Source organism: Enterobacter sp. SECR19-1250, assembly GCF_013391025.1.
GTDB lineage: Bacteria > Pseudomonadota > Gammaproteobacteria > Enterobacterales > Enterobacteriaceae > Enterobacter > Enterobacter cloacae.
The window spans coordinates 21,806-39,303 of sequence record NZ_JACASJ010000039.1 but is presented as its reverse complement, the minus strand read 5'-3'; the positions used below and the strand labels follow the sequence as shown (position 1 = coordinate 39,303).

Annotated in this window: 16 protein-coding genes and 1 other RNA gene; 12 read left to right on the top strand and 5 right to left on the bottom strand. The window is 54.7% G+C overall.

Annotated elements, in window-relative coordinates; translation table 11 throughout:
* Positions 1 to 291 precede the first annotated feature (291 nt).
* A complete protein-coding gene (locus tag HX884_RS12265; RefSeq protein WP_013098638.1) occupies positions 292 to 1,050 on the bottom strand; it encodes a M48 family metallopeptidase in 759 nt (252 codons plus the stop codon).
* 272 nt (positions 1,051 to 1,322) lie between these two features.
* Between HX884_RS12265 and tkt the strand changes: the two genes are divergently transcribed.
* The 7 genes from tkt (at position 1,323) to HX884_RS12230 (ending at position 9,728) form a co-directional block, all read left to right on the top strand.
* The gene (tkt, locus tag HX884_RS12260) at positions 1,323 to 3,314 is read left to right on the top strand and encodes a transketolase (RefSeq protein WP_178328246.1); all 1,992 of its coding nucleotides are present in this window, start codon (positions 1,323 to 1,325) and stop codon (positions 3,312 to 3,314) included.
* 356 nt (positions 3,315 to 3,670) lie between these two features.
* A complete protein-coding gene (gene epd / locus HX884_RS12255) occupies positions 3,671 to 4,690 on the top strand; it encodes an erythrose-4-phosphate dehydrogenase (protein WP_014833195.1) in 1,020 nt (339 codons plus the stop codon).
* A 49-nt stretch (positions 4,691 to 4,739) separates the two neighbouring features.
* A complete protein-coding gene (gene pgk / locus HX884_RS12250; protein WP_013098635.1) occupies positions 4,740 to 5,903 on the top strand; it encodes a phosphoglycerate kinase in 1,164 nt (387 codons plus the stop codon).
* 91 nt (positions 5,904 to 5,994) lie between these two features.
* Positions 5,995 to 7,074 carry a class II fructose-bisphosphate aldolase gene (gene fbaA / locus HX884_RS12245; protein ID WP_013098634.1) on the top strand — a complete coding sequence of 360 codons (1,080 nt, stop codon included), beginning with the start codon at positions 5,995 to 5,997 and terminating at the stop codon, positions 7,072 to 7,074.
* Between the two features lie 185 nt (positions 7,075 to 7,259).
* Positions 7,260 to 8,114, top strand: coding sequence for a small-conductance mechanosensitive channel MscS (locus tag HX884_RS12240; protein WP_013098633.1), 855 nt, complete (start codon positions 7,260 to 7,262; stop codon positions 8,112 to 8,114).
* A 145-nt stretch (positions 8,115 to 8,259) separates the two neighbouring features.
* Complete coding sequence (argO, locus tag HX884_RS12235) at positions 8,260 to 8,895, top strand: arginine exporter ArgO (protein ID WP_013098632.1); 636 nt, start codon at positions 8,260 to 8,262, stop codon at positions 8,893 to 8,895.
* 92 nt (positions 8,896 to 8,987) lie between these two features.
* Positions 8,988 to 9,728, top strand: a complete 741-nt coding sequence (locus tag HX884_RS12230; protein ID WP_178328247.1) for an oxidative stress defense protein — start codon at positions 8,988 to 8,990, stop codon at positions 9,726 to 9,728.
* A gap of 48 nt (positions 9,729 to 9,776) precedes the next feature.
* On the opposite strand, the gene argP is transcribed toward HX884_RS12230, so the two are convergent.
* Positions 9,777 to 10,670 (bottom strand): DNA-binding transcriptional regulator ArgP, encoded by an 894-nt coding sequence (gene argP / locus HX884_RS12225; protein WP_008499727.1) that lies wholly within the window; start codon positions 10,668 to 10,670, stop codon positions 9,777 to 9,779.
* Between the two features lie 127 nt (positions 10,671 to 10,797).
* Here argP and rpiA point away from each other — a divergent pair, with 127 nt between their 5' ends.
* On the top strand, positions 10,798 to 11,457 hold the full coding sequence (gene rpiA, locus HX884_RS12220) for a ribose-5-phosphate isomerase RpiA (RefSeq protein ID WP_013098630.1): 660 nt from the start codon (positions 10,798 to 10,800) through the stop codon (positions 11,455 to 11,457).
* A gap of 268 nt (positions 11,458 to 11,725) precedes the next feature.
* The gene (serA, locus tag HX884_RS12215) at positions 11,726 to 12,958 is read left to right on the top strand and encodes a phosphoglycerate dehydrogenase (protein WP_013098629.1); all 1,233 of its coding nucleotides are present in this window, start codon (positions 11,726 to 11,728) and stop codon (positions 12,956 to 12,958) included.
* Positions 12,959 to 13,054: 96 nt separating this feature from the next.
* Here serA and HX884_RS12210 read toward each other — a convergent pair whose 3' ends face one another.
* The 3 genes from HX884_RS12210 to zapA form a co-directional block, all read right to left on the bottom strand.
* Complete coding sequence (locus HX884_RS12210; RefSeq protein ID WP_178328245.1) at positions 13,055 to 13,651, bottom strand: 5-formyltetrahydrofolate cyclo-ligase; 597 nt, start codon at positions 13,649 to 13,651, stop codon at positions 13,055 to 13,057.
* 23 nt (positions 13,652 to 13,674) lie between these two features.
* Positions 13,675 to 13,858: non-coding RNA, 6S RNA (gene ssrS, locus HX884_RS12205), on the bottom strand.
* 41 nt (positions 13,859 to 13,899) lie between these two features.
* Entirely contained in the window at positions 13,900 to 14,229 is a 330-nt protein-coding gene (gene zapA / locus HX884_RS12200) for a cell division protein ZapA (RefSeq protein WP_006811891.1), read from the bottom strand.
* 168 nt (positions 14,230 to 14,397) lie between these two features.
* Between zapA and HX884_RS12195 the strand changes: the two genes are divergently transcribed.
* Genes HX884_RS12195 through ubiH form a run of 3 tightly spaced genes read left to right on the top strand, consistent with a single transcriptional unit; the run spans position 14,398 to position 17,496 of the window.
* Positions 14,398 to 14,976 carry a YecA family protein gene (locus tag HX884_RS12195; protein ID WP_013098627.1) on the top strand — a complete coding sequence of 193 codons (579 nt, stop codon included), beginning with the start codon at positions 14,398 to 14,400 and terminating at the stop codon, positions 14,974 to 14,976.
* Positions 14,977 to 15,007: 31 nt separating this feature from the next.
* Positions 15,008 to 16,321 (top strand): Xaa-Pro aminopeptidase, encoded by a 1,314-nt coding sequence (gene pepP / locus HX884_RS12190; protein WP_086528234.1) that lies wholly within the window; start codon positions 15,008 to 15,010, stop codon positions 16,319 to 16,321.
* Positions 16,318 to 17,496: a 2-octaprenyl-6-methoxyphenyl hydroxylase gene (gene ubiH / locus HX884_RS12185; RefSeq protein WP_020687080.1), complete on the top strand. Its 1,179-nt coding sequence runs from the start codon at positions 16,318 to 16,320 to the stop codon at positions 17,494 to 17,496. Before pepP ends, ubiH begins: the two co-directional genes overlap by 4 nt.
* The last annotated feature ends 2 nt before the right edge of the window (positions 17,497 to 17,498 follow it).

Here is a 17,498-nt window from a genome sequence, read left to right as displayed (position 1 = left end):
TAATCAGCGAGTCAGCTTGGGAAGAAATGACCTGCTTATTCGCACCTTCCTTAACGCAACTAACGATAATTCTTTTTTCACGGAGGGAATGTCTCTGTCTTAATATATTAATTTGAATTACTGCGGATTCGATAATTACCCGAAAAGTAACCGATTGCAATAATTATGTGACCAGACATTTCAATGGTGAAGGGCAGGTGTGACGGGGCTTTTGTGGGTGTTACCGATATGTGCGGTTAAGTTAGCAATTCATGCGAAATAAAAAGGAGGCAAATTTGCCTCCTTCCAAAATTATTTAATTCCGTCTGCGGCCATACGGTCGCGAATATGTTGTGCACGCGCTTCTGAGGCCGGGTGATCGTCAAACATGGAGCTTTGACGTCCGGCTTCCAGTTTAGCCAGCTTTTCAAAACTGGTGGCTAAACCTGCTGGATTGATACCGCGTTTGCGCAACAGATCGTAGGAGTAGTCATCCGCTTCGGACTCCTGACGTTGAGAGAACTGGGAGTTAACCAGCTTTTCGCCCACATCGCCAAGCTGTGACTGGGACAGGCTGCCCACAATACCGCCCGCAGAAGCCGCCGCCGCGCGGATGGCGTTAGTGCCTAAGGCGACCTGCATCCCTTTCTTCACGTGGCCGAGGGCAACGTGGCCCATTTCATGGCCGATCACCGCTTCCACTTCGTTGTCGGTCATCATGTCCATTAACCCGCTGTAAACGCGGATACAGCCGTTTGCCATGGCAAAGGCGTTCACGTCTTTCGCGACGTACACTTTATAGTTCACCGGCTGACCGTTAATGTTATCGCCAAGCGCAGAGGCAATTTTATTCAGACGCTGCGTGTAGGGACTGTTGGCCGGGGCAATCGTAGCCTTTCCATCCATATCTTTACAGGCCTGGTCGCTCAGGGCTTTAACCTGCGCGTCGCTCAGGGAATAGGCCTGAAAAGCTTCTGCGCCTGAGGACATCAGGCCGTTAGAATCCATATTCTGACAACCGCTCAGCAGGAACGTTGTACCCAGGGCCAGCACTAATGCACGCATTTTCATGAGGTTGCTTCCGTACTCGTTAATCTGAATAAAATCCGAAAAGTACACCGACAGCGAAGCCGGGGTCGGGCTAAGTATAAGGAATATCGACGGGCCCGGGCGAGCAGATTGCGCAACATGCGAGCATGATCCAGAGATTTCTTAAGCGGCAAAAGAATGCTCCATGTACATGGCATGCCGCTTGGGTTACATTGTTGGCACTTTTTTCCGGCGTAGCCCAAAACGCGCTGTCGTCAAGGGCATGGCCTTTAACAGTCCGATCTGGAGTTAAAATGTCCTCACGTAAAGAGCTTGCTAATGCTATTCGTGCGCTGAGCATGGACGCAGTACAGAAAGCCAAATCTGGCCACCCAGGGGCCCCTATGGGTATGGCTGATATCGCCGAAGTCCTGTGGCGTGATTTCCTGAACCACAACCCGCAGAACCCGGCATGGGCTGACCGCGACCGTTTCGTGCTGTCTAACGGCCACGGCTCAATGCTGATCTACAGCCTGCTGCACCTCACTGGCTACGATCTGCCTATCGAAGAGCTGAAAAACTTCCGTCAGCTGCACTCCAAAACTCCGGGTCACCCGGAAGTGGGTTACACCGCAGGTGTTGAAACCACGACCGGCCCACTGGGTCAGGGTATTGCGAACGCGGTGGGTATGGCGATTGCTGAGAAGACTCTGGCGGCGCAGTTCAACCGTCCTGGTCACGACATTGTTGACCACTTCACCTACGCGTTCATGGGCGACGGCTGCATGATGGAAGGCATTTCTCACGAAGTGTGCTCCCTGGCAGGTAACCTGAAGCTGGGCAAACTGGTTGCGTTCTACGACGACAACGGTATCTCCATCGACGGTCATGTTGAAGGCTGGTTCACTGATGACACTGCGGCACGTTTCGAAGCCTACGGCTGGCACGTTGTGCGTGGCGTTGATGGCCACGATGCTGACTCGATTAAACGTGCAGTAGAAGAAGCGCGTGCGGTCACTGACAAACCATCCCTGCTGATGTGCAAAACCATCATCGGCTTCGGTTCTCCGAACAAAGCGGGCACCCACGATTCCCACGGTGCGCCACTGGGCGACGCGGAAATCGCGCTGACCCGTGAAGCGTTGGGCTGGAAACACCCTGCATTCGAAATCCCATCTGAAATCTATGCTCAGTGGGATGCCAAAGAAGCGGGTCAGGCGAAAGAAGCGGCCTGGAACGAGAAGTTCGCGGCTTACGCTAAAGCCTTCCCACAGGAAGCGGCTGAATTCACCCGTCGTATGAAAGGTGAAATGCCGTCTGACTTCGACGCGAAAGCGAACGAGTTCATCGCTAAGCTGCAGGCGAACCCATCTAAAATCGCCAGCCGTAAAGCGTCTCAGAATGCGATCGAAGCGTTCGGTCCATGGCTTCCAGAATTCCTCGGCGGCTCCGCTGACCTGGCACCGTCTAACCTGACCCTGTGGTCTGGCTCTAAGCCAATCAACGAAGATGCGGCCGGTAACTACATCCATTATGGTGTACGTGAATTCGGTATGACCGCTATCGCGAACGGTATCTCCCTGCACGGTGGTTTCCTGCCGTACACCTCTACCTTCCTGATGTTCGTGGAATATGCCCGTAACGCCGTGCGTATGGCTGCGCTGATGAAACAGCGTCAGGTGATGGTTTATACCCACGACTCCATTGGTCTGGGCGAAGATGGTCCAACTCACCAGCCGGTAGAGCAGGTTGCTTCCCTGCGTGTCACCCCGAACATGAGCACATGGCGTCCATGTGACCAGGTGGAATCTGCAGTGGCATGGAAATATGGCGTTGAGCGTCAGGACGGTCCAACCGCGCTGATCCTCTCCCGTCAGAACCTGACACAGCAGGATCGTACCGAAGAGCAGCTGGCGAACATCGCCCGCGGTGGCTACGTGCTGAAGGATTGCGCGGGACAGCCAGAGCTGATCTTCATCGCAACCGGTTCTGAAGTTGAGCTGGCTGTTGCAGCCTGGGACAAACTGACTGCCGAAGGCGTTAAAGCGCGCGTGGTTTCCATGCCGTCTACCGATGCGTTCGACAAGCAGGATGCTGCTTACCGTGAATCCGTACTGCCTAAAGCCGTTTCCGCACGCGTGGCGGTTGAAGCGGGTATCGCTGACTACTGGTTCAAATACGTGGGCCTGAACGGCGCTATCGTCGGTATGACCACCTTCGGTGAATCTGCTCCGGCAGAGCAGCTGTTCGAAGAGTTCGGCTTCACCGTTGAGAACGTTGTCGCTAAGGCTAAAGAACTGCTGTAATTGCCGTTTTGCCCGGTGGCGCTTACGCTGACCGGGCCTACAAATGGCACAAAACGTAGGCCGGGTAAGCGTAAGCGTCACCCGGCTTTTTTGTAGGCACTATTCCTCAGACATGTAACTGCTCTGTAAATTATTCCACCTAAAATGTGACGCAAGTCATATAGCTCGCTTATTCATCTGGACAGACATTCCTTTTATTCCCCGATTCGCTTATTCTTGCTGAAGCGTTTCAGTCGATTAAATGTTCGACAATTGACCAATCAATCGCAGTTTGTGATAGCAAAGATTCCCCTTCGGGCGTAGCTGGATTACTCTTTCAGCCACCTCGAACTCAGGGATAGCTTTGCAGGAGATCTATGACCGTACGCGTAGCGATTAATGGCTTCGGTCGCATCGGGCGCAACGTGGTTCGTGCTTTATATGAATCCGGGCGTCGGGCGGAAATTACCGTGGTGGCAATCAATGAACTGGCGGATGCTGCGGGCATGGCGCATTTATTGAAATATGACACCAGCCACGGACGCTTTGCCTGGGACGTGCGCCAGGAAAGGGATCAGCTGTTTGTCGGTGACGATACGATCCGCGTACTGCATGAGCGCAGTATTGCCGCGCTACCGTGGCGTGAACTGGGTGTGGATGTGGTGCTTGACTGCACCGGCGTATATGGCAACCGCGAACACGGCGAAGCGCATCTCACCGCCGGCGCGAAAAAAGTCCTGTTCTCTCATCCCGGCAGTAACGACCTCGACGCAACGGTAGTTTTCGGCGTCAATCAGCATGAGCTGCAAGCCGAACACCGTATTGTCTCCAACGCCTCCTGCACCACCAACTGCATTATTCCGGTCATTAAACTGTTAGACGATGCATATGGCATTGAATCCGGCACCGTGACCACAATTCACTCCGCCATGCACGATCAGCAGGTCATCGACGCCTACCACCCGGATTTACGACGCACGCGTGCTGCGAGCCAGTCAATCATCCCGGTGGACACAAAACTGGCTGCCGGGATCACCCGAATTTTCCCGCAGTTTAATGACCGTTTTGAAGCGATTGCCGTGCGTGTACCGACGATAAACGTCACCGCAATTGACCTCAGCGTGACGGTGAAAAAACCGGTAAAAGCCTGTGAAGTCAATCTGTTGCTGCAAAAAGCGGCACAGGGGGCATTTCATGGTATAGTTGACTATACGGAATTACCGTTGGTCTCAGTGGATTTTAACCATGACCCGCACAGCGCCATTGTTGATGGCACGCAAACGCGCGTCAGTGGCGCACACCTTATCAAGACGCTGGTCTGGTGTGATAACGAATGGGGCTTTGCTAACCGAATGCTCGACACCACGTTAGCAATGGCTGCCAAAGGTTTCAGGTAAGACGCATCGTGCGTCTGCAAAACTTTAAGAATCAACGAGAGGATTCACCATGTCTGTAATTAAGATGACCGATCTGGATCTGGCTGGTAAACGCGTTTTCATCCGTGCGGATCTGAACGTGCCAGTTAAAGATGGCAAAGTGACCAGTGACGCGCGTATCCGTGCATCTCTGCCAACCATCGAACTGGCTCTGAAGCAGGGTGCGAAAGTGATGGTGACCTCCCACCTGGGTCGTCCAACTGAAGGCGAGTACAACGAAGAGTTCTCTCTGCTGCCGGTTGTTAATTACCTGAAAGACAAACTGTCCAGCCCGGTTCGCCTGGTGAAAGATTACCTGGATGGCGTGGAAGTGGCTGCCGGTGAGCTGGTGGTGCTGGAAAACGTTCGCTTCAACAAAGGCGAGAAGAAAGACGACGAAGCACTCTCCAAAAAATACGCGGCGCTGTGCGACGTATTCGTAATGGATGCATTCGGTACTGCACACCGTGCGCAGGCGTCTACCCACGGTATCGGTAAATTCGCAGACGTTGCGTGCGCTGGACCTCTGCTGGCCGCGGAGCTGGATGCGCTGGGTAAAGCACTGAAAGAACCTGCTCGTCCAATGGTTGCCATCGTGGGTGGTTCTAAAGTTTCTACCAAACTGACCGTTCTGGATTCCCTGTCTAAAATCGCTGACCAGTTGATCGTTGGCGGTGGTATCGCGAACACCTTCGTTGCCGCTCAGGGCCACAACGTCGGTAAATCCCTGTATGAAGCAGACCTGGTTGACGAAGCCAAACGCCTGCTGGGCACCTGTGATATCCCGGTTCCAACCGATGTTCGCGTTGCCACTGAGTTCTCCGAAACGGCGACTGCTACCCTGAAATCTGTAAACGACATCAAAGATGAAGAGCAGATTCTGGACCTGGGCGACGTTTCTGCACAGAAACTGGCTGAAATCCTGAAAAACGCAAAAACTATCCTGTGGAACGGTCCTGTTGGCGTGTTCGAATTCCCGAACTTCCGTAAAGGGACTGAAATTGTTGCTAACGCTATCGCAGACAGCGAAGCGTTCTCTATCGCAGGCGGTGGTGACACCCTGGCAGCAATCGACCTGTTCGGTATCGCTGACAAAATCTCCTACATCTCCACTGGTGGCGGCGCATTCCTCGAATTCGTGGAAGGCAAAGTTCTGCCAGCAGTAGCAATGCTCGAAGAGCGCGCTAAGAAGTAAGCCATTCAAGGGCAGGGAAACCTGCCCAATTTTCAGCGCGCTTTAAGAGCTCGCACCTTTTCTAACGGCCGAAGATACAGGACTAAGCAACATGTCTAAAATTTTTGATTTCGTAAAACCTGGCGTGATCACTGGTGATGACGTTCAGAAAGTGTTCCAGGTAGCTAAAGAAAACAACTTTGCTCTGCCAGCAGTTAACTGCGTGGGTACTGACTCCATCAACGCCGTACTGGAAACCGCTGCAAAAGTTAAAGCACCGGTTATCGTACAGTTCTCTAACGGCGGCGCTGCGTTCATCGCAGGTAAAGGCGTGAAAACTGACATTCCTCAGGGTGCTGCAATCCTGGGCGCTATCTCTGGTGCGCACCACGTACATCAGATGGCTGAACACTACGGTGTTCCAGTTATCCTGCACACTGACCACTGCGCGAAGAAACTGCTGCCGTGGATCGACGGTCTGCTGGACGCGGGTGAAAAACACTTCGCGGCTACCGGTAAGCCACTGTTCTCTTCTCACATGATCGACCTGTCTGAAGAGTCTCTGGAAGAGAACATCGAGATCTGCTCCAAATACCTGGCGCGCATGTCCAAAATGGGCATGACCCTGGAAATCGAACTGGGTTGCACCGGCGGTGAAGAAGACGGCGTGGACAACAGCCACATGGACGCTTCTGCTCTGTACACTCAGCCAGAAGACGTTGATTACGCTTACACCGAGCTGAGCAAAATCAGCCCACGCTTCACCATTGCAGCGTCCTTCGGTAACGTACACGGCGTTTACAAACCAGGTAACGTGGTTCTGACCCCAACCATCCTGCGTGACTCTCAGGAATACGTGTCCAAGAAACACAACCTGCCGCACAACAGCCTGAACTTCGTCTTCCACGGCGGTTCCGGTTCTTCTGCTCAGGAAATCAAAGACTCCGTAAGCTACGGCGTAGTGAAAATGAACATCGATACCGACACCCAGTGGGCAACCTGGGACGGTATCCTGCAGTACTACAAAGCGAACGAAGCTTACCTGCAGGGCCAGCTGGGCAACCCGAAAGGCGAAGACCAGCCGAACAAGAAATACTACGATCCACGCGTATGGCTGCGCGCAGCGCAGACATCCATGGTGACCCGTCTGGAGCAGGCATTCAAAGAGCTGAACGCGATCGACGTTCTGTAATTTGAGCTGCTGACAGCATCAGGAGGCCCGCAAACGCGGGCCTTTTTTTATGCTTTTTCAATACCCTGTCAGATCGGTTTTTGTGATCTGTTTGGCAAAACTTGCGCTTTTTGTTTACCCTTTACGGACCTGCCTGTCTCCATGGGGGATGGATTTGTGTTTTGGTTTAACAAAAGGAAGAATAAATGGAACAACTCGATGTTGTAGACAGCATCAATAACGCCGGTAACTGGCTGGTGCGCAACCAGGCGCTGCTGCTGAGCTACGCCGTGAATATCGTCGCGGCGATTGCCATCATCATCGTCGGGATGATCGTGGCGCGTATTGTATCGAATGCGGTCAACCGGGTGATGGTAGCGCGACACATTGACGCTACGGTGGCTGACTTTCTCTCTGCGCTGGTGCGCTATGGCATCATCGCGTTTACCCTGATTGCTGCACTGGGGCGCGTGGGGGTACAAACGGCATCGGTGATCGCCGTGCTTGGTGCCGCGGGTCTGGCTATTGGTCTGGCGTTACAGGGCTCGCTCTCGAACCTGGCGGCAGGCGTTCTGCTGGTCACCTTCCGTCCATTCCGTTCCGGTGAGTATGTTGATCTGGGCGGCATTGCCGGTACCGTACTGCAGGTACAAATTTTCTCTACCACTCTGCGTACCGTTGACGGGCGTATCGTTGTGGTCCCGAACGGGAAAATCATCGCGGGCAACATTATTAACTTTTCTCGCGAGCCGGTGCGCCGTAACGAGTTAATTATCAGCGTGGCGTATGATTCCGATATTGATCAGGTGAAATCGCTGATTGCTAACATCATCGCCTCCGATGATCGCATTCTGAAGGACAAAGAGCAGACCGTGCGCCTGCATGAGCTGGGTGCTTCCTCTATTAACTTCGTGGTGCGTATCTGGAGCAAAAGCAGCGATCTGCAAAACGTGTACTGGGACGTGCTGGAGCGCATTAAGCGCGAGTTTGACGCCAACGGCATCAGCTTCCCGTATCCGCAGATGGACGTAAACGTCAAAAAAGTAAAAGAAGCCGAATAACGTCTCCCGTAGGCCCGGTAAGCGCTAGCGCCACCGGGCTTTTATTTTATTAGCTATGCTAATACCCAATTAATATTATCAATTTCCTCTAATGTTCTTCTCGCAGTATAGTCTGCTCCAAAGACAATTCTGCGAGATAAATGTCATGTTATCGTATTATTTTCAGGGGCTTGCGTTAGGCGCAGCCATGATCCTTCCCCTCGGTCCCCAAAATGCGTTTGTCATGAACCAGGGGATTCGCCGTCAGTATCATCTGATGATTGCCCTGCTGTGCGCGGTAAGCGATTTACTGCTGATTTGTGCCGGGATTTTTGGCGGGAGTGCGCTGCTGATGCAGTCACCCTGGCTGCTGGCGCTGGTGACCTGGGGCGGGGTCGCCTTCCTGCTGTGGTACGGATTCGGTGCGTTAAAAACGGCAATGAGCAGTAACCTGGAGCTGGCGAGCGCCGAAGTGATGAAGCAGGGGCGCTGGAAGATCATCGTCACCATGCTGGCGGTAACGTGGCTTAATCCGCACGTCTATCTCGACACGTTTGTGGTGCTCGGGAGCCTGGGTGGGCAACTGGACGTTGAGCCGAAGCGCTGGTTTGCCCTGGGCACGGTGAGCGCCTCCTTCCTCTGGTTCTTTGGCCTCGCCATTCTGGCGGCGTGGCTGGCACCCCGTTTGCGTACTGCTAAAGCCCAGCGGATCATCAACACGCTGGTGGGCGTGGTGATGTGGGTCATTGCCTTTCAGCTGGCGAAAGAGGGGATTCATCATGTTCAGGGATTGTTCAACTAAGCGTTGTCTTATGGACAACTGAGCAGGACCCGCTAAGCTTGCTGGCATGCGCCCTGTTGTTAGGGCACTCTTCGCAACATGGAGGAATGACAGTGAAGTTTAACGTGATGGCCCTGGCGGCATTAGTAAGTTTGGGTGCGGTGTCTGTTCAGGCGAATGAATTGCCAAATGGTCCGCACATCGTCACTTCCGGCACCGCCAGCGTGGATGCGGTACCGGATGTTGCGACGCTGGCAATTGAAGTCAACGTGGCCGCGAAGGATGCCGCTTCCGCCAAGAAGCAGGCTGACGATCGTGTTGCGCAATATCTCTCTTTCCTGGAGCAGAACGGTGTTGCCAAAAAAGACATCAGCTTTGCGAACCTGCGTACTCAGCCTGATTACGACTACCAGAACGGCAAAAGTATCCTGAAAGGCTATCGCGCTGTGCGTAGCGTTGAAGTGACCGTCCGCCAGCTGGATAAGCTGAACTCCCTTCTGGATGGCGCGCTGAAGGCGGGTCTGAACGAAATTCGTTCCGTCTCACTGGGCGTTGCGCAACCGGAGAAATACAAAGACGAAGCGCGTAAAGCGGCAATTGACGATGCGATGCATCAGGCGCAGCAGCTGGCCGCTGGATTTAAGAGTAAGCTCGGCCCGGTGTATAGCGTGCGTTACCACGTCTCTAACTATCAGCCAAGCCCGATGGTACGGATGATGAAAGCCGATGCGGCGCCGGTATCTGCTCAGGAAAGTTATGAGCAGCCGACCATTCAGTTCGACGATCAGGTTGATGTGGTGTTCCAGCTGGAGCCGACGCAAACTCAGCAAACTGAGACGGCTAAGGCGCAGTAATTTGCCCTGACCCTAACCCTCTCCCACAGGGAGAGGGAATTCAAGCGATTAATCCTGTCTCAACACCTTGTGCCCGTATGCCAGCAGCGCGTCGGTGACGTTGCGCATCATGCGGCTTTCCGGCGCAAAACGGTGCCAGTAAAGCATCCGGCGCTGATACAGCCCCGGCGTCAAATCAATCAGCTCACCGCTTTTCAACTCCTTTTCAATCTGCAGGTGCGGGATCATGCAGCAGGTGGTTCCCTGACGCGCAAGCTGCACGAAGGCCTCAGACGAGTTCACGATGTGGCACGGCACGCTGCCCGGCGGCAGATCGAAGTTTTGTTGCAGGAAAGCCTGATGCATATCGTCCAGATGGTCGAACGCCACGGCAGGCGCCTTAAGCAGCGCGGCGCGGGTGACGCCATTGGGGAAGTAGCGCTCCGCAAAGGCTTTTGAACCGACAAACAGGTAATCCAGCGCCCCCAGTTGATCCACCAGGCAGCTTGGCAGTGCCTGAGGCTGAATACTGACCGCCCCGACCACTTCACCGCGACGCAGGCGTTCCTGGGTGCGGGTTTCATCTTCAACCTGAAGATTCAGACGGATAGGGGAATCGGCCAGAACCGGGGCGAGGGCGGGCAGCAGCCAGGTTGCCAGACTGTCGGCGTTCACCGCCAGCGACAGCAGCAACGGCGTAGAACCCGTTTGTTCATCACCCAGCCATTCGTCTTCCAGCAGTTCAACCTGACGGAGCAGCGCGAGGAGCTTTTGTCCTTGCTCTGTTGGACGCGGTGGCACGGTACGCACCAGCAGTGGCTGCCCGAACATGTTTTCAAGCTGTTTGATACGCTGTGATACGGCGGACTGAGTAATACACAGCTTTTGCGCTGCGCGCTCAAAACCGCGTTCACGAATAACTGCATCAAGTGCCTGTAGTGTTCTGTAGTCCGGACGTTTCATTGCTCTGGCTTACTCCTTAATTTTGCTTAATCTGCACTATGACACAATTTTCCCTTTGTGGCAGACGAATTCCACCTCACGTGTTCTATAATGCGCCCTAAGTTTTCATACCACAGGCAAAACGATCATGACGCAGGATGAACTGAAAAAAGCAGTAGGATGGGCCGCGCTCCAGTACGTGCAACCGGGTACTATCGTCGGTGTGGGTACGGGATCTACGGCGGCACACTTTATCGATGCGCTGGGCACGATGAAGGGGCAGATCGAGGGCGCGGTTTCGAGCTCCGATGCTTCCACGGAAAAGCTGAAAAGCCTCGGCATTACCGTTTTCGATCTGAACGAAGTGGACCGTCTGGGGATCTACGTTGATGGCGCGGATGAAATCAACGGGCATATGCAGATGATCAAAGGCGGCGGCGCAGCGCTGACGCGTGAAAAGATCATCGCCTCCGTGGCCGATAAATTTATCTGTATCGCGGACGCATCCAAGCAGGTTGATATTCTGGGTAAATTCCCGCTTCCGGTTGAAGTGATCCCAATGGCGCGCAGCGCCGTGGCACGTGAGCTGGTAAAACTGGGCGGACGTCCTGAATACCGTCAGGGTGTGGTCACCGATAACGGCAACGTGATCCTCGACGTTCATGGCCTGGAAATTCTCGACGCGATCGCGCTCGAAAACGCCATCAACGGCATTCCGGGCGTGGTAACAGTAGGGTTATTCGCCAACCGTGGCGCGGATGTTGCGCTGATCGGCACGGCTGATGGCGTGAAAACCATCGTAAAATGATCTGACGGGGGGAGTCCTCCCCCCGCTAAAAAAATTTTGAAAAGCTAAATTCGGTGACTTGTGTCACGTTTTTTGCCCCTCTCTTGCTGAACCTTCCGCATTCACAAATATTTACAGCATTTTACTCTGCTATTTTGCGCTGTATGACTTTTCTTCAGAGTGCCGACGCAAACGTTCATATTGCTGCAATAGTTTTTTTTGATATGTTGGCTAAGCGGATTTCAATCCAGCACAACATCAGTTCAGACAAAAAAACAGGGTCGGGTAAATGGCAAAGGTATCACTGGAGAAAGACAAGATTAAATTCCTGCTAGTAGAAGGCGTGCATCAAAAAGCACTTGATAGCCTTCGCGCGGCAGGTTACACCAACATCGAATTTCACAAAGGCGCGCTGGATACTGAAGAGCTGAAAGCGTCCATCCGTGATGCCCACTTCATCGGCCTGCGATCCCGTACTCACCTGACTGAAGATGTTATTGCGGCGGCGGAAAAGCTGGTCGCTATCGGCTGTTTCTGCATCGGTACCAACCAGGTTGACCTGAATGCTGCCGCAAAACGCGGTATCCCGGTCTTCAACGCCCCGTTCTCCAACACCCGTTCCGTGGCGGAGCTGGTGATTGGCGAACTGCTGCTGCTGCTGCGTGGTATTCCGGAAGCCAACGCCAAAGCCCACCGCGGCGTGTGGAACAAACTGGCCGCGGGCTCTTATGAAGCGCGCGGTAAAAAGCTGGGTATCATTGGTTACGGCCACATTGGTACCCAACTGGGTATCCTGGCTGAATCCCTGGGCATGCATGTTTACTTCTACGACATTGAAAGCAAGCTGCCGCTGGGGAACGCCACTCAGGTTCAACATCTTTCTGACCTGCTGAACATGAGCGACGTGGTGAGCCTGCATGTGCCGGAAAACGCCTCAACCAAAAACATGATGGGCGCGGAAGAGCTGGCGCTGATGAAGCCGGGTTCCCTGCTGATCAACGCCGCACGCGGTACGGTTGTCGACATTCCCGCGCTGTGCGATGCCCTGAAGCGTAAGCATCTGGCGGGGGCGGCTATCGACGTCTTCCCGACGGAGCCTGCAACCAACAGCGATCCATTTAACTCTCCGCTGTGCGAGTTCGACAACGTGATCCTGACGCCACACATCGGTGGCTCTACTCAGGAAGCGCAGGAGAACATCGGTCTGGAAGTGGCGGGTAAATTGAGTAAATACTCCGATAACGGTTCAACGCTCTCTGCCGTTAACTTCCCGGAAGTGTCGCTGCCGCTGCACGGTGGCCGTCGTCTGCTGCATATTCACGAAAACCGTCCGGGCGTGCTGACCGCCATCAACCAGATCTTTGCTGAGCAGAGTGTCAACATTGCCGCGCAGTATCTGCAAACCAACTCGCAGATGGGCTATGTGGTTATTGATATCGAAGCAGATGAAGATGTGGCCGAGAAAGCGCTGCAGAGCATGAAGGCCATTCCGGGGACGATTCGCGCGCGTCTGCTGTACTAAGGGTGAGGTTTGTAGTATCGGGTGGCGGCTACGCCTTACCCGACCTACGTCGACGTTTTGTAGGCCGGGTAAGCGTAAGCGCCACCCGGCTTTATTCTACCAGGTCCAGGTTTTACTGGGTGTTATCACCGCCGGCAACGGCACATCCCACTTCTCGACCGGCAAGGCTTCTACCGTCTGACAATCATGCGCATAACCCACCGGCTGCAACCCGTACTGCTGCCAGTTTTGCAACGTTCTGTCATAGAACCCCCCGCCCATTCCTAAACGCTGGCCCTGTTCATCAAACGCCACCAGCGGCGTAATCAGCACGTCCAGCTGTGACAGCGGCAGCACGTCGCGCACATCCAGCTTCGGCTCGGTGATTTTCAGACGATTCACAACCAGTTCGCTGTGTGGGTGGTAGTGCAGAAACAGCAGGTTCCCTGCGCTAAACGGATGCAGCACCGGCAAATAGACCCGCTTTCCGGCTCGCCAGAGTTGTTCGATGAGTGGCTGCGTATCCAGCTCACCATCAAAAGAGAGAAACAGCGCGACGGTATGCGCCATTACTACAGGCGGATACGCCATCATGCGTGCCGCGGCCTGCTGGGCAAAATGCGCTTGCTGTTCAGGGGTTAACGCCCGGCGACGTTGTCGAATGAGTTGACGAATATCCTGGCGTGAGGCAGAAACTTCAGGGAATTGAGTCATGGTAGTGGTAGAAGAAGAGTGAGGGAATCTCCGAGATGCCGCCGCAGGCTGTAACCCTTGAACCCTTGGTTCAAGGTGAATGTGTCGTCATAGTTTTAAGGCTTCTCGGACGAACCGAGCATGCTCACCAACCATGGAGCGCCACATTCTTGTGGTATGAAATATCGGCTCAGGGGACTGGCCCGCTTGCGAACATCTCAGAGAAATTTTGTCTTCACAGTTACTCTACCATAGTCAACTGAGAAGTGTTATTCAAACTTTGGTCCCGGTCTTTCGGGATTGCGACCTTGATCAAGCAACGCCTGTTCTATGGTCTGCTGGAGCATTTTAATGCGCTGCTCCATGCTTGCCGCGTAGTCGCGTGTCTTCGCTTTTTCCTGAGTCAGTTCATAGCTGATGTTCAACGCGGCGATAAAAACCAGCTGCTCAGTATTTGTGACTCTAGTGCGTTCTTTGAGATCTTGCAACCGCTGATTCAAATCGTCCGCAGCCTGATTCAAAGCATCCCTTTGTTCAGGAGGACAATTCACTCGCAGTGAACGGCCAAAAATCTGGAGATCGACGGGTTGTGCAGACATGCCACCTTCCTGCTGATTGACTGCGCTGCCTTCGCTTACTGCCCCGGGGGCTGCGAAGGGGCGACACTATAGCTACCCTGATGTGAAGATACAAGCCCTTTTCTGGTATCACCAGGGTCCAAAGTGGTAGCATATCATGAATATTCCTCCCTTTGATGACGAAAGCTCATGTCTATACAGAACGAAATGCCTGGTTACAACGATTTAAACCAGTTACTGAACCAGCAGGGTGTGGGTTTAACCCCTGCCGAAATGCACGGTCTGATCAGTGGCATGCTATGCGGCGGAAACAGCGACAGCTCATGGCAGCCGCTGATCCACGACCTGACGAACGAAGGGCTGGCGTTTGGTCATGAACTGGCGGAAGCGCTGCGAAAAATGCACTCGGCGATCAGCGATTCGCTGGAGGACGATGGCTTCCTTTTTCAGCTTTATCTGCCTGAAGGCGACGATGTCAGCGTGTTCGATCGCGCCGATGCGCTGGCCGGTTGGGTAAACCACTATCTGCTGGGGCTGGGCGTAACGCAGCCTAAGCTTGATAAAGTGACCGGCGAAGCGGGTGAAGCGATCGACGATCTGCGTAACATCGCGCAGCTGGGTTACGACGAAGAAGAAGATCAGGAAGAGCTGGAGATGTCTCTCGAAGAGATTATCGAGTACGTTCGCGTGGCGGCACTGCTGTGCCACGATAACTTCACCCGCTCGCAGCCAACCGCACCGGAAGTTCGTAAGCCAACCTTACATTAAGAAAAATAACGCACAGGAGGGTGTCATGGTTATCTCGCATCAAGAGTATTCCCGTCGTCGTCAGGCGCTGCTGGCAAAAATGCAGCCCGGAAGCGCTGCGCTGATTTTTGCCGCGCCCGAAGTGACGCGCAGTGCCGACAGTGAATACCCCTATCGCCAGAACAGCGATTTCTGGTACTTCACCGGGTTCAATGAACCGGAGGCGGTACTGGTGCTGATCAAGAGCAATGACACCCACAACCACAGCGTGATTTTCAACCGCGTACGGGATCTCACCGCGGAGATCTGGTTTGGTCGCCGCCTGGGGCAAGAGGCCGCGCCCGCGAAACTGGGTGTGGACCGTGCGCTGGCGTTCAGCGAAATCAACCAGCAGCTCTATCAGTTGCTGAACGGGCTGGATGTGCTTTACCACGCGCAGGGTGAGTATGCGTACGCCGATGAGATAGTCTTCACCGCGCTGGATAAGCTGCGTAAAGGCTCCCGGCAGAATCTCTCCGCCCCGGCCACGCTGACGGACTGGCGCCCGGTGGTCCACGAGATGCGCCTGTTTAAATCGCAGGAAGAGCTGGACGTGATGCGTCGTGCAGGCGAAATCAGCGCGCTGGCTCACACAAGGGCGATGGAAAAGTGCCACCCCGGCCTGTTTGAATATCAGCTGGAAGGCGAGATTCACCACGAGTTCAACCGCCACGGCGCGCGTTATCCCTCTTACAACACCATTGTCGGCGGCGGTGAAAACGGCTGCATTCTGCACTACACCGAAAATGAAAGTGAACTGCGTGACGGCGATCTGGTGCTGATTGATGCAGGCTGCGAATATCAGGGCTATGCGGGCGACATTACCCGTACCTTCCCGGTGAACGGTAAGTTCACTCCCGCGCAGCGCGAAATTTATGACATCGTTCTTGAATCTCTTGAAACCGCGCTGAAGCTCTATCGCCCCGGCACCTCCATCCAGGAAGTGACCGGCGAAGTGGTGCGCATCATGATTACCGGCCTCGTAAGGCTCGGGATTCTGAACGGTGATGTGGATACCCTGATTGCTGAAAATGCGCATCGCCCCTACTTTATGCACGGCCTGAGCCACTGGCTGGGGCTGGATGTGCATGATGTGGGTGCGTATGGTTCAGAACGTTCTCGCGTGCTGGAGCCGGGTATGGTGCTGACCGTTGAACCGGGGCTCTACATTGCGCCGGATGCCGACGTGCCGGAAGCGTACCGTGGAATTGGTATTCGCATCGAAGATGACATTGTCATCACCGAAACCGGTAACGAAAACCTGACCGCGGGCGTGGTGAAAAACGCCGATGACATTGAGGCGCTGATGGCAGCGGCACGCCCATGAGCGTGATTATCGTTGGTGGGGGGATGACGGGAGCTACGCTGGCGCTGGCCATCTCGCATTTGACGAAAGGGCAACTTCCGGTCCATCTGGTGGAGGCCGTGGCGCCAGAGGCGTCCGATCATCCCGGGTTTGATGCCCGCGCCATTGCCCTGGCTCAGGGGACCTGCCAGCAGCTCGCTCGAATTGGCATCTGGCAGGCGATTGCGGATTGTGCGACGGCAATCAACACCGTTCACGTCAGCGATCGTGGCCATGCCGGGTTTGTGACGCTGGACGCGCAGGATTACCGCATTGATGCCTTAGGTCGGGTGGTTGAACTTCACGACGTCGGGCTGCGTCTGTTCCGTTTATTGCAGGATGCCCCGGGTGTGACGCTCCATTGCCCGGCACGCGTCGCCAGCTTCAGCCGCAGCGAAGCGGCGGTCAGCGTGACGCTGGAAAACGGCACGGTTCTGGATGGCCAGCTTCTGGTCGCCGCCGATGGTTCACGTTCTGCGCTTGGCACCCAGTGCGGCGTGGAATGGCGCGCTCAGCCTTACGGACAGGTCGCCGTTATTGCTAACGTTTCTACGGCGGGAGAACACAACGGCAGGGCGTTTGAACGTTTCACTCAGCACGGCCCGCTGGCCATGCTGCCGATGTCAAACGGACGCTGCTCGCTGGTGTGGTGTCATCCCCAGGATAAAGCGGCTGACGTTGAGGCCTGGTCCGACGACCGTTTTTGTACCGAGCTGCAAAAAGCCTTTGGCTGGCGGCTGGGGCGTATTACCCATGCGGGAAAACGCGCTGTTTACCCGCTGTCGCTGACCACGGCATCTCAGTCCATCTCCCATCGCGTGGCGCTGGTCGGCAATGCCGCGCAGACGTTGCACCCAATCGCCGGGCAAGGCTTCAACCTTGGGCTACGCGACGTGATGAGCCTGGCAGAGACTCTGTCCCAGGCGTGGCATGAGCAAAAAGATTGCGGCGCGTATCCGGTGCTCAGCCATTATCAGAAGCGACGCCGGGCCGATAAAGAAGCGACTATCGGCGTCACCGATGGCCTGGTACATCTGTTTGCCAATCGCTGGGCACCGCTGGTTGCAGGCCGCAACCTTGGGCTGATGGCGATGGAATTATTCATTCCGGCACGTGACGTGCTGGCGCAGCGGACCCTTGGTTGGGTCGCGCGTTAAGG

Excerpts from the sequence above, each read along its gene's own strand:
- HX884_RS12265 (WP_013098638.1), bottom strand. The coding sequence starts at position 1,050 with ATGAAAATGCGTGCATTAGTGCTGGCCCTGGGTACAACGTTCCTGCTG.
- tkt (WP_178328246.1), top strand. The coding sequence starts at position 1,323 with ATGTCCTCACGTAAAGAGCTTGCTAATGCTATTCGTGCGCTGAGCATG.
- epd (WP_014833195.1), top strand. The coding sequence starts at position 3,671 with ATGACCGTACGCGTAGCGATTAATGGCTTCGGTCGCATCGGGCGCAAC.
- pgk (WP_013098635.1), top strand. The coding sequence starts at position 4,740 with ATGTCTGTAATTAAGATGACCGATCTGGATCTGGCTGGTAAACGCGTT.
- fbaA (WP_013098634.1), top strand. The coding sequence starts at position 5,995 with ATGTCTAAAATTTTTGATTTCGTAAAACCTGGCGTGATCACTGGTGAT.
- HX884_RS12240 (WP_013098633.1), top strand. The coding sequence starts at position 7,260 with ATGGAACAACTCGATGTTGTAGACAGCATCAATAACGCCGGTAACTGG.
- argO (WP_013098632.1), top strand. The coding sequence starts at position 8,260 with ATGTTATCGTATTATTTTCAGGGGCTTGCGTTAGGCGCAGCCATGATC.
- argP (WP_008499727.1), bottom strand. The coding sequence starts at position 10,670 with ATGAAACGTCCGGACTACAGAACACTACAGGCACTTGATGCAGTTATT.
- rpiA (WP_013098630.1), top strand. The coding sequence starts at position 10,798 with ATGACGCAGGATGAACTGAAAAAAGCAGTAGGATGGGCCGCGCTCCAG.
- serA (WP_013098629.1), top strand. The coding sequence starts at position 11,726 with ATGGCAAAGGTATCACTGGAGAAAGACAAGATTAAATTCCTGCTAGTA.
- HX884_RS12210 (WP_178328245.1), bottom strand. The coding sequence starts at position 13,651 with ATGACTCAATTCCCTGAAGTTTCTGCCTCACGCCAGGATATTCGTCAA.
- zapA (WP_006811891.1), bottom strand. The coding sequence starts at position 14,229 with ATGTCTGCACAACCCGTCGATCTCCAGATTTTTGGCCGTTCACTGCGA.
- HX884_RS12195 (WP_013098627.1), top strand. The coding sequence starts at position 14,398 with ATGTCTATACAGAACGAAATGCCTGGTTACAACGATTTAAACCAGTTA.
- ubiH (WP_020687080.1), top strand. The coding sequence starts at position 16,318 with ATGAGCGTGATTATCGTTGGTGGGGGGATGACGGGAGCTACGCTGGCG.